This window comes from Streptomyces sp. NBC_00536, assembly GCF_036346295.1.
In the GTDB taxonomy this organism is placed as follows: Bacteria; Actinomycetota; Actinomycetes; order Streptomycetales; family Streptomycetaceae; genus Streptomyces.
The window spans coordinates 6,236,470-6,249,320 of record NZ_CP107819.1 but is presented as its reverse complement, the minus strand read 5'-3'; the positions used below and the strand labels follow the sequence as shown (position 1 = coordinate 6,249,320).

At 71.9% G+C, this 12,851-nt stretch carries 2 protein-coding genes; one reads left to right on the top strand and one right to left on the bottom strand.

The genetic code is table 11. From position 1 onward, the window contains the following. Positions 1–77 precede the first annotated feature (77 nt). Entirely contained in the window at positions 78–1,082 is a 1,005-nt protein-coding gene (locus tag OHS33_RS27290; protein ID WP_330333042.1) for an ACP S-malonyltransferase, read from the top strand. A 73-nt stretch (positions 1,083–1,155) separates the two neighbouring features. Here the strand turns inward: OHS33_RS27290 and OHS33_RS27285 are convergent, their stop codons facing one another. Beyond that, positions 1,156–12,822 carry a type I polyketide synthase gene (locus OHS33_RS27285; RefSeq protein WP_330333041.1) on the bottom strand — a complete coding sequence of 3,889 codons (11,667 nt, stop codon included), beginning with the start codon at positions 12,820–12,822 and terminating at the stop codon, positions 1,156–1,158. Between the last annotated feature and the right edge of the window lie 29 nt (positions 12,823–12,851).

Genomic DNA, 12,851 nt, shown 5'->3' with positions numbered 1-12,851 from the left:
GGGGCCGTTCCTCGTCAGTGACGCCGGCAGATGTCTGCTGCCGGCGCCGTCCCCGTAAGCAAAGGCATTCACGGATCATGACCCCTTCCGATTCCGATTCCGTCTCCGATTCCGTTTCCGTTTCCGTTTCCGTTTCCGAGCAGGCTCCCGCGACCGCGACCGCGATCGTCTTTCCCGGCATGGGGCCCTCGTCCTTCGCGGAGGTCGGGAAGTTCCTGCTGCTCGACCCCTATGCGCGCCAGCGCCTCGCGGAGGCCGACGAGGCGCTCGGCTATTCGGTGTTCGACCGTTTCCGCACCTCCGAGGACGACTACTCGGTCTATTCGCAGATCGCCTTCCTGGTGAACTCGATGGCGATGGCCGACCGGGCGGTGGACGCGCTCGGCATCGCTCCCACCGTCTGCGCCGGCCCGAGCTTCGGCCAGAAGGCCGCCTCCGCTTTCGTCGGATCGCTGCCCTTCGCGGACGTCGTCCGGCTCACCGCGGAGCTGGCCCGCTGCGAGGAGGAGTACTTCGCCGGCGCGTACGAGGACGTCGTCACGCACTGCTTCGTCCGCACCCCGCAGGACCGGCTGGACGAGATCCTCGCCGGTTTCGACGATCGCGGCGCCTGGTACGACATCTCCGGCCGGCTGGACGCCGCTTTCCACATGGTGTCCGTACCGGAGAAGGAGCTGGACGGGCTGAAGGCGGGCATCAGCGCGGCAGGCGGCTACTCCATGTACTCGATGCGCCCGCCCGTGCACGCGGCGGCCTTCTCGGCGCTGCGCCACAAGGTGGAGGAAGAGGTCTTCGCCGCCTACGAACTGGCCGACCCCACCCTGCCCGTGGTCAACGACCAGGACGGCGCGGTCGTCCGGGACGCCGCCGGGATGCGCACGATGATGCTGGACACCTTCGACCGGCCCGTCAACTGGCCGGGCGTGGTGGACGGGCTCAAGGGGCTCGGCGTGGGCACGGTGTGCGTGGCCGGGCCCGACAACCTCTTCCACCGCCTCGACCTCACCAAGGACAGCTTCGAGGTCGTGACGGTGGGGCTGCCGAAGAAGCGCTCCCGCGAGCGCGAGCGGCGCGTCGCCTGACGACCGGAAGACGACCGAGGGCCGGGCCCCACCTTTACGGTGGGGCCCGGCCCTCGCTGCGTGTCCGGCGCCGTCAGCCGATGGTGTCCAGCCACCCCTCGACGGCCTGCGCCGTCGTCGGAGCGTGCTCCTCCATCATGGTGAAGTGGTTGCCCGGCACGTCCGCGGCGGTGTGGTCCAGGTCCCAGTACGAACGCCAGTCGCCGTCCGTGGACCGGGTCCAGTCGAAGAACCGCTCACCCGCCCGGAGCAGCAGGGTCGGCGTCTTCACCGCCTCGGGCTTCCAGCCGCCGAACAGCCGGAAGTACGCGCCCATCGCCAACAGCCGGTTGTCGTCGACCGGTACGTAGGTGTCCTGCCGCTCGTCCATGCCCTCGGAGAGGCCGGGCTGGATGCCGATGATCGCGTCGTCGTCGTGCGAGTAGATGTCGATCATCACCAGCGCCTGGGGGAAGACCCCCGCGCTCTCCAGCTTCCCGGCCACCGCGTGGGCGAGCATGCCGCCCGAGGAGTGGCCGAGGAGCACGAACGGCGCACCGTCCGCGTGCCGGAGCACGGCCTCCGCCTGGGCCTCGATCACCGCGTCGGTGGTCGAGGGCAGTTGCTCGCCCCGCAGGAAGCCGGGGGCACCGAGCGCGTGAACGTCCCGGCGGCCCCGGAACGCGGAGGCGAAGCGCGCGTACTGGTGCGGGCCGGAGATCGACAGGATCGAGGAGAAGCAGACCAGCCCCGGCCGGGTGTCACCGCGGGAGAGGCGCACCAGGCTCGGCGCCTTGCGCAGCTCGGCCGGTGAGGCGAACGACGGCCGGAACCGCGACGCCTGCATGAGCAGTTCCATGAACTGCCCGGACGCACCTTGCGTTCCGGCCTCTTGGAGCATGGCCCCGAAGACACCCGCGGACTCCTCTCCCCCGCTGTCCGTCGCTTCCTCGCGGGCCGACGGGCCGGAGGCTCCCGCGAGTTCGGCGCGCAGCCGCCCGGCGACCAGCGCGGGGGTGGGGTGGTCGAAGAGCAGGGTGGCGGGCAGCCGCAGACCGGTCGCCGCGTTCAGCTGGTTGCGCAGCTCGACCGCGGTCAGCGAGTCCAGACCCAGCTCCAGGAACTCCTGCGACTCCCCCACCGCGTCCGGCGACGGATAGGCGAGTACGGCGGCCACCTGGGCGCGTACCAGGTCGAGCAGCACGCGCTCCTGCTCCTCCTGCGGCAGCCCGGACAGACCCGCGAGGCGTCGCGCGGCGGTGGACGCCGCCGAGTCGGCGGCCTGATGCGCGGCGGCCCGGCGAGGACCTCCTCGCACCAGCCCGCGGAAGACCGCCGGAAGGGCTCCGGCGTCGGCCTGGGCCCGCAGGGGTGCGGTGTCCAGCCGCATGGCGACGAACACTCCGTCGCCGGTGGCGGTATCCGGGGCGCCCACGGGCGCGAGGGCACACGCCGTGTCGAAGAGGGCCAGGCCCTCCTCCGAGGAGAGGGGTGCCAGTCCGGCACGGGCCATCCGCTGGACGTCCGCGTCCGACAGCGCGCCGGTCATCGCGCTGCGCTGCTCCCACAGCCCCCAGGCCAGCGACACCGCGGGCAGGCCCGCCGCGCGCCGGTGCTGGGCCAGGGCGTCCAGGAAGGCGTTGGCCGCCGCGTAGTTGGCCTGCCCGGGGTTGCCGAGGGTTCCGGCCGCGGAGGAGAACAGCACGAACGCGGCGAGGTCCAGCCCGCGGGTCAACTCGTGCAGATGCAGCGCCGCGTCGGCCTTGGGACGCAGCACCGTGTCGATCCGCTCCGGGCTCAGCGACGCCAGGAGCCCGTCGTCGACGCGGCCCGCCGTGTGGACGACCGCCGTGAGGGGGTGCGCGGCCGGGATGCCGGCCAGCAGTGCGGCCAGTGCCTCCCGGTCGGCGGCGTCGCACGCGGCCACGGTCGCCTCGGCTCCCAGCTCGGCCAGTGCGGCGACGAGTTCCGGGGCGCCCTCGGCGGCGGCCCCGCGCCGGCTGGTCAGCAGCAGGTGCCGTACACCGTGTTCCACGACCAGGTGGCGGGCCAGCAGGCTGCCGAGCGATCCGGTGCCACCGGTGATGAGGACGGTGCCGTCGGGGTCGAGGGCGGGGGCGCGCTCCGTGCCCGCCACCCCCTCGTCACCGGCTGCCCCGTCCGGCTGCGGCGCGGTGGGGGCGGCGGGAACCCGTCCCAGCCTGGCGGCGCGCAGGACACCCGCACGGACGGCGAGCTGGGGCTCCCCGCTCGCCACGGCGGCGGCCATCAGCGGAGAGAGGAGCGTGCCCTTGGAGCTGTCCTCGTCCGCGCCCTCCGGGTCGAGGTCGAGCAGCACGAATCGTCCGGGGTTCTCGGACTGCGCGGACCGCAGCAGGCCCCACACCGGCGCGTGCGCCAGATCGGGCACGCCCTCGCCGGGCCGCGCCTCGACCGCGCCGCGGGTGACCACGACCAGTCGTGACCCGGCGAACGAGTCCTCGGCGAGCCAGCCCTGGACGAGTTCCAGCGCGTCGTGAGCCGCCTGCCGGACGGCGTCCGCCGTACCCGCCGACGTCGTCCCGGTCGCTGTCCCCGTCCCCCCATCGGGGCCCGAGGAGGCGTACGAGACCACCACCGTGTCCGGGAGCGGCTTGCCCGCGGCCACGACTCCGGCGAGCGCGGACAGGTCCGCGTACCCGTCGACGCCGACACCGTCGTCCCGCAGCCCGGCTTCGAGGCCGAGCGGGTCGGCTCCGATCACGGCCCACCGGCCGCCGTCCCCGGAGCCGTGGTCCGTGCGCGGGCCCGTGCCCAGCGACGGCCACTCCAGCCGGAAGAGGGACTCGTGGAACACCGGCCGGTCCGCGGGCTTCAGCCGTGCCGGGTCAACCACCCGCAGCAGCAGCGATTCCACGGATACGACGGGCGCGCCCTGCTCGTCGAAGGCCGCGAGCGACACCGCGCCGGACCCGGCCGGGGCGAGCCGTACGCGCAGCGAGCCCGCGCCGACCGAGTGCAGAGCGACACCGCTGAAGGAGAACGGCAGCCGGATCCGGGTGTCCTCGTCGCCGCCGTCGGTCCCGGCGCCGGTGGAGGTGAGGAACGCGCCGAGCGCGATGCCGTGCAGACCCGCGTCCAGCAGCGCCGGGTGCACACCGAAGTGGGCGGCCTGAGCGAGCTGTCCCTCGGGCAGCAGCAGTTCGGCGAACAGCTCGTCGCCGCGCCGCCAGGCAGCACGCAGGTTGCGGAAGGCAGGACCGTACGCGAACCCGCCCGCGGCGAACCGGTCGTACAGGTCGTCGGCGTCGAGCGGTTCGGCGTCCGCGGGGGGCCAGACGTCCAGGCCGCCCGGCTCCGGCGCGGCATCGGCCGCCTCCGGCGCGGCGAGCACACCGCCCGCGTGCCGCGTCCACGGCGCCCCCGGCCCCGTACGGTCCTCGCCGCCCAGGTCCTCGGGACGCGAGTGCACGTGCAGCGCGCGCCGCCCCGCCTCGTCGGGCGCGGCCACGGACACCCGCAGCTGGAGCGCCCCGCGCTCGGGAAGCACCAGCGGTGCCTCCAGGGTCAGCTCTTCGAGCGGGCCGCTGCCCACCCGCTGCCCGGCGTGGAGCGCGAGCTCCACGAAGGCGGTCCCGGGCAGCAGGACCGTGCCCGCGACGGCGTGATCGGCCAGCCAGGGGTGGGACAGGAGCGACAGCCGACCGGTGAACAACATCCCTTCGGAATCGGGCAGTTCGACGGCCGCGCCCAGCAGCGGGTGCTCCGCCGCACCCAGTCCGGCGGAGGCCACATCGCCGACGGAGTGGACGGGCACGTCGATCCAGTAGCGCTCGTGCTGGAAGGCGTAGGTGGGCAGCTCGACGCGCTGGGCGCCGGTGCCGGAGAAGTACGTCTCCCAGTCGACGGACGCACCGTGGGCATGGGCGTGAGCCAGGGCCGTTGTGATCGTCTCGGCCTCGGGACGGCCCTTGCGGAGAGCCGGCGCGAAGGTGGCTCCGTCACCGGTGAGGCAGTCCTGGGCCATCGCCGACAGGACGCCGTCAGGGCCGAGTTCGATGTAGGTGGTGACTCCGTGGCCCTCCAGGGCGCGGATGCCGTCCAGGAAACGGACGGCCTCGCGGACGTGCCGGACCCAGAAGTCGGCCGAGGCCATCTCGTCGGTGACGAGGGCGCCGGTGAGGTGGGAGACGACGGGGATGCGCGGAGCTTCGTAGGAGAGGCCCTCGGCGATCTCACGGAAGTCGGCGAGCATGCCGTCCATGTGCGGCGAATGGAACGCGTGACTGACCGTGAGCCGCTTGGACTTGCGGCCGGTGAAGGACTCTGCGATCGCCACCGCGTCGGCCTCGTCACCAGCGATGACCACGGCCTGGGGGCCGTTGACGGCGGCAACGCTCACCCGGTCGGTGAGGAGCGGGAGGACTTCGTCCTCCGACGCCTGTACGGCGATCATCACGCCGCCGGTGGGCAGCGCCTGCATGAGCCGCCCGCGCGCCTCGACCAGAGCGCAGGCGTCGTCCAGAGACAGCACCCCGGCCACATGAGCGGCCGCGATCTCACCGATCGAATGACCTGCCAAGAAGTCCGGCTTCAGACCCCACGACTCGACCAGCCGGAACAGCGCCACCTCGACCGCGAACAACGCAGGCTGCGTATACGCGGTCTCGCTCAGCAGCGTCGCATCGGTACCGAACAGCACATCCTTCAGCGGCAGTTCCAGCCGCGCACACACCGCATCCAACGCATCCGCGAACACCGGATACGCCTCATACAGCTCACGGCCCATGCCCGGACGCTGACTCCCCTGCCCCGTGAACAGGAAGGCAAGCTTTCCGCCGACTACCGCCGCGCCCTCCGACTCCAAAGCGGCCAGAGAACGCAACAGCTCCTCACGGTCACCAGCCACCACCACCGCACGGTGATCGAAGACGGCACGACGCGTCGCCAGCGAATACGCCACATCAACAACCCCGGCCCCGGCCACCTCCGGCGAAGCCTCCACATGCGCCTTCAGACGCGCCGCCTGACCACGCAACGCCCCCGCCGACTTCGCCGACAACACGAACGGCAGCACCGGCGAACCCGAACGCGACGCCTCCTCGACGGCCGTTTCCGCCGCCTCCGGCGCCTGCTCGATGATCGTGTGCGCGTTGGTGCCACTGATGCCGAAGGAAGAGATCGCCGCGCGGCGGGGACGGCCGGTCTCCAGCCAGGCCATCTGCTCGGTGAGGAGCGAGACCGCGCCCGCCGACCAGTCCACATGCGGAGACGGCTCGTCCACGTGCAGGGTCTTGGGCAGCACGCCGTGGTGCATCGCCTGGACCATCTTGATGATTCCGGCGACACCGGCGGCGGCCTGCGTGTGACCGAAGTTGGACTTGATGGAGCCCAGCCACAGGGGGCTGTCCTCGGGACGGTCCTGACCGTAGGTGGCGAGCAGCGCCTGCGCCTCGATTGGGTCGCCCAGGGTGGTGCCGGTGCCGTGCGCCTCGACGACGTCGACCTCGGCGGCCGAAAGACCCGCGCTGGCCAGCGCCTGGCGGATCACCCGCTGCTGGGACGGACCGTTCGGGGCGGTGAGGCCGTTGCTCGCGCCGTCCTGGTTGATCGCCGAGCCGCGGACCACCGCGAGCACCGGGTGACCGTTGGCCCGCGCGTCCGACAGGCGCTCGACGAGCAGCATGCCGACGCCCTCGCCCCACGCCGTACCGTCGGCGGCCGCGGCGAACGGCTTGCAGCGGCCGTCGCTCGCGAGGCCGCGCTGACGGCTGAACGCGACGAACGTGCCGGGCGTGGCCATCACCGTGACACCGCCGGTCAGCGCGAGATCGCACTCGCCGTTGCGCAGCGCCTGCACCGCGAGGTGCAGGGTGACGAGCGAGGACGAGCAGGCCGTGTCGACGGTGACCGCCGGGCCCTCCAGGCCGAAGGTGTACGAGACCCGGCCCGAGGCGACGCTGCCCGAGCTGGAGGTGCCCATATAGCCTTCGAGGCCCTCCGGGGCGCGGTGCAGGAGGGTGCCGTAGTCGTTGTACATGACGCCCGCGAAGACGCCGGTCCGGCTGCCGCGTACGGTCGCCGGGTCGATCCCGGCCCGCTCGAACGCCTCCCACGACGTTTCCAGGAGCAGCCGCTGCTGGGGGTCGGTGGCGAGGGCCTCGCGCGGCGAGATCCCGAAGAACGTCGGGTCGAAGTGGTGGGCGTCGTGCAGGAACCCACCCGCCCTGCTGTAGCTGGTGCCCGGCCGGTCGGGGTCGGGGTCGAAGAGCCCCTCGACGTCCCAGCCGCGGTCGTCCGGCATGTCCGAGATGGCGTCCCGGCCGTCCAGGACGAGCCCCCACAGATCCTCGGGCGACCGCACGCCGCCGGGGAAGCGGCAGGCCATCGCCACGATCGCGATCGGCTCGTCGTCCCGGGCCGTGAAGGCCGTCGGGGCTGCCGCCGCTTCCTGACCGCCGAACAGTTCGCCATGCAGGAAGTCGGCGAGGACGGCGGAGGTCGGGTAGTCGAAGACGAGGGTGGCGGGGAGCCGTACGCCGGTCGCGGCGCCGAGCCTGTTGCGCAGCTCGACGGCGGTCAGCGAGTCGAAGCCGACCTCGCTGAACGATCGCGCCGGATCGACCGCTTCGGGCCCGGCGAAGCCGAGTACGGCCGCGACCTGGGCACGCACGAGCTCCAGCACGGCTCCGGACCGCTGGTCCACCGCAAGGGCAGCCAGCTTCCTGGCGAACGTGCCCCCGGAGGCCGAACCGCCCCGGGCGGCGCGGCGGGTGGGGGTACGGACGAGACCGCTCAGCAGCGGCGGCAGCATCCCGCTGCCCGCCTGCGCTCGCAGAGCCGCGAGATCCAGCTTCACCGGAACGAACAGGGCCTGCCCGGAAGCGGAAGCGGCATCGAACAGCGCCACACCCTCCGGCGCGGACAGCGCACTGACACCACCACGGCCCAGACGCGACACATCATCGGCGTCCAGCGCGCCCGCCATACCTCCGGACTCGGCCCACAGACCCCAGGCGAGGGAGGTCGCCGCCAGGCCCTGCGCCCTGCGGTGCTGAGCCAGAGCGTCCAGGAACACATTCGCGGCCGCGTAGTTCGCCTGACCGGCACCACCGAACACACCAGCAGCCGACGAGAACAACACGAACAGCGAGAGATCCAGGTCGCGGGTCAGCTCATGCAGGTTCCAGGCCGCGTCCACCTTCGGACGCAGCACCGCCGACACCCGCTCCGGCGTCAGCGACGACACCACTCCGTCGTCCAGCACACCAGCCGTATGCACCACACCCGACAACGGATACTCAACAGGAATCCCATCCAGAACACGCTCAAGCGCAACACGGTCGGCGACATCACACGCCGCCCACCGCACATCAGCACCCAACGCGGCCAGTTCTGCGCCCAGTTCAGCAGCACCCTCAGCAGCCCCACCACGACGACTCACCAACAACAGCCGCCTCACACCACGCTCAACCACCAAATGCCGTGCGAACAAAGCACCCAACGTCCCACTCGCACCCGTCACCAACACCGTGCCACCAGCACCGAGTTCGGGCGCGGAAGCATCAACAGCGGCAGCAGCCCGGGCAAGGCGCGGAACGAGCAAGGACCCCTCGCGGACCGCCAGCTCCGGCTCACCAGTAGCGAGCGCAGCCGACAACACATCCGCGTCCACATCGCCATCGACGTCGATCAGAGCGAAACGGCCCGGGTTCTCCGACTGGGCGGAACGCACCAGACCCCACACCGGAGCGTGGACCAGATCGGCCACGTCCTCGCCCGGCACCGCGGCCACCGCACCCCGCGTCAGGAACACCAGACGCGCATCCGCGAACCGCTCGTCCGACAACCACTCCTGCACCAGACCCAGCACACGCTCAACCTCCGCATGCACCGCACCCGCCACGTCCGGCGAGGCCGAGTCCGGAGCCACACACGGCACCACCAGCGCCGCCGGAATCCCGCCGCCCTCCGCAACAGCCACACCCAGCCCCGCAAGATCCGCATACACCTGCGAACCCGCACCCAACATCATCCAGTCGTCCACCGAACCCACAACGCCACCCGCAGGCAACGCCGTCCAGTCCACCCGGAACAACGCGTCGCCGTGACCGCCGCCGTCCTGGCCGGTCAGCTGGTCGGGTGAGAAGGCCCGCAGGGCCAGGCTGCGTACGGAGGCGACGGGCACGCCGTCCGCGTCCGCGATCTCCAGGGCCACCGCGTCCTGACCGGCCCGGGAAAGCCGTACACGCAGGGTGTCCGCGCCCACGGCGTGGACCGCGACCCCGCTCCATGCGAACGGCAGTCGCCCCTGCCCGGTGTCCTCGACGAGGCTGCCGAGGTTGATGGCGTGCAGGGCGGAGTCGAGCAGGGCCGGGTGCACGGTGAACTGCGCCGCTCCAGGCTTCACTCCGTCCCCGAGGCTCACCTCGGCGAACACGTCCTCGCCCTGACGCCAGGCGGCACGCAGCCCCTGGAACACGGGGCCGTAGCCGAAACCGGAGTGCGCGAGCCCCTCGTACAGGCCCTCCACCGGGACCGGTTCGGCCCCGGCCGGCGGCCAGACGCCGAAGTCGAACGCCGGGGTGTCCGCGCCCTGCGCCAGTACCGCGGTCGCGTGCCGGACCCACGCCTCGTCGTCCGTGGCGCTGTCGGCGCGCGAGTGGAAGACGACGGACCGGCGGCCCGATTCGTCGGGGGCCGCGACGGTGATCTGGAGTTCGACTCCGCCGTGCTCGGGCAGCACCAGCGGGGCCGCGAGGGTGAGTTCGTCGATCAGGTCGCAACCGACCTGGTCGCCGGCCCGCAGCGCGAGTTCGACGAAGGCCGTACCGGGCAGCAGGACCGTCCCCGCCACGGCGTGATCGGCGAGCCAGGGGTGGGTATCGAGCGAGAGCCGACCGGTGAGGAGGAGGCCCTCCGCATCCGCCAGGGCGACGGAGGCGCCGAGCAGGGGGTGATCGGCGGATCGGAGACCCGCCGTGGTCACGTCCCCGCCGAGGGTTCCCGCGTCGAGCCAGTAGTGCTCGCGCTGGAAGGCGTAGGTGGGCAGGTCGACGCGCTCGGCGCCGGTCCCGGCGAAGAACGCCTGCCAGTCGACCGCGATCCCACGGACGTGCACCTGAGCGAGGGCCGTGGTGACGCTCTCGGACTCGGGACGGCCGGAGCGCAGGACCGGAACGAAGACGGAGTTCTCACCGGTCACGCACGCCTGGGCCATCGCCGACAGGACACCGTCCGGGCCGAGTTCGACGTACGCCGTGACCCCCGCGGCCTCCAGGGCGCGGATACCGTCCAGGAAGCGGACGGCCTCGCGGACGTGGCGGACCCAGAAGTCGGCCGAGCCCATCTCGTCGGTGACGAGAGCGCCGGTGAGGTTCGAGACGACGGGGATGCGCGGAGCCTCGTACGACAGGCCCTCCGCCACCACCCGGAAGTCCTCCAACATGCCGTCCATATGCGGCGAATGGAACGCATGACTCACCGTGAGCCGCTTGGACTTACGGTCCTTGAAAGCGTCCACGATCCTCGCCGCGTCGGCCTCGTCACCCGCGATCACGACCGATTGCGGGCCGTTGACCGCGGCAATGCTCACCCGGTCGGTCAGCAGCGGCAGGACCTCGTCCTCCGAGGCCTGGACGGCGATCATCACGCCACCGCCCGGCAGCGCGCCCATCAACCGCCCACGAGCCTCAACCAGAGCGCACGCGTCATCGAGCGACAGCACCCCGGCCACATGCGCGGCCGCGATCTCACCGATCGAATGCCCGGCCACGAAGTCCGGCTTCACACCCCACGACTCGACCAGTCGGAACAGTGCCACCTCGATGGCGAAGAGAGCCGGCTGGGTGTGGGCGGTCTCGTCCAGCAGACCCGCATCTGTACCGAACAGGACACTCTTCAGCGGCAGTTCAAGCAGCGCGCACACCGCATCCAGCGCATCCGCGAACACCGGATACGCCTCGTACAGCTCACGGCCCATCCCCAGCCGCTGACTCCCCTGACCCGTGAACAGGAACGCGGTCTTGCCCCGCGCCCCCGCCTCGCCGAGCACGACGCGCGCCGTAGTCTCGCCGGACGCCAGCGCGGCGAGATCGGCGAGCGCGGTCTCCCGGTCGGTGGCGACGACGACGGCGCGGTGTTCCAGCGCGGCGCGCCCCGTGGCCAGGGAGAGAGCGATGTCCACCGGGGCCTGGTCTGGGTTCGTCCGTACATGGGCCAGCAGGCGCTCCGCCTGGGCGTGGAGGGCCTCCTCCGTACGGGCCGAGACGGGCCAAGGCAGTACGGGAGGCACGGACACGGGCCGCACCCCGGTTCCGGCACCCTCTGTGCCCTCTGTGCCCTCTGTGCCCGCAGGGCCGTCCGTCTCGTCGTCGGTCGGCTGTGTCCCGGCATCCGGCAGCGGGGCCTGCTCGATGATCGTGTGCGCGTTGGTGCCACTGATGCCGAACGACGACACGGCGGCGCGGCGCGGACGGCCGGTCTCCGGCCACTCCACGGACTCCCGCACCAGCGAGACGGCGCCCGCCGACCAGTCGACGTTGGTCGAGGGCTCGTCGACGTGCAGCGTCTTGGGGATCCGGCCGTGGCGGATCGCCATGACCATCTTGATGATGCCGGCGACGCCCGCGGCCGCCTGCGTGTGACCGAGGTTCGACTTGACCGAGCCGAGCCACAGCGGGCTGTCCTCGGTGTGCTCCCGGCCGTACGTGGCGAGCAGGGCCTGGGCCTCGATCGGGTCGCCCAGGGTGGTGCCGGTGCCGTGTGCCTCGACGACGTCGACGTCGGCCGCCGTGAGGCGGGCGTCGGCCAGGGCCTGGCGGATGACCCGCTGCTGGGACGGGCCGTTCGGGGCGGTCAGGCCGTTGCTGGCACCGTCCTGGTTGACGGCCGAGCCCCGGACCACGGCCAGTACCGTATGCCCGTTCTTACGGGCGTCCGACAGCCGCTCCACGAGGAGCATGCCCGCGCCCTCGGCCCAGCCGGTGCCGTCCGCGGAGTCCGCGAAGGACTTGCAGCGGCCGTCGAAGGACAGACCGCGCTGGCGGCTGAACTCCGTGAAGGTTCCCGGTGTCGCCATCACGGTGACACCGCCCGCGAGGGCGAGCGAGCACTCGCCCTTGCGGAGCGCCTGCATGGCCAGGTGCAGCGTGACGAGGGACGACGAGCAGGCCGTGTCCACGGTGAGCGCCGGGCCCTCCAGGCCGAAGGTGTACGAGACCCGGCCGGAGGCGATGCTGCTGGAGCCGCCGGTGCCGAGGTACCCCTCGACCTCCTCCGGGACGGCACGCAGCCGCGAGGCGTAGTCGTGGTACATGACGCCCGCGAAGACGCCGGTCCGGCTGCCGCGCACCGAGGTCGGGTCGATCCCGGCCCGCTCGAAGGCCTCCCACGAGGTTTCCAGCAGCAGTCGCTGCTGCGGGTCCATCGCCACGGCCTCGCGCGGCGAGATCCCGAAGAACGCCGGGTCGAACCGGTTGGCGGAGTGCAGGAAGCCGCCTTCCTGCACATAGCTCGTGCCCCGCCCGTCGGGGTCCGCGTCGAAGAGCCGCCCCATGTCCCAGCCCCGGTCGGTGGGGAAGGGAGAGATGGCGTCGGTCTCCTCGGACACCAGCCGCCACAGGTCTTCGGGCGACTCGACGCCTCCCGGATAGCGGCAGCTCATCCCGACGATCGCGATCGGCTCCTGCTCCTCCGACTCGACCTCCTGAAGACGGCGGCGCGTCTCGTGGAGATCGGCCGTCACCCGCTTCAGGAAGTACCGGAGTTTTTCCTCATTCATGCGTGCATCCCTCGTACAGAAGCCAGAAA

What these genes read in the sequence shown, in the direction of transcription:
- OHS33_RS27285 (WP_330333041.1), bottom strand. Translation starts at nt 12,822, where the DNA reads ATGAATGAGGAAAAACTCCGGTACTTCCTGAAGCGGGTGACGGCCGAT.
- OHS33_RS27290 (WP_330333042.1), top strand. Translation starts at nt 78, where the DNA reads ATGACCCCTTCCGATTCCGATTCCGTCTCCGATTCCGTTTCCGTTTCC.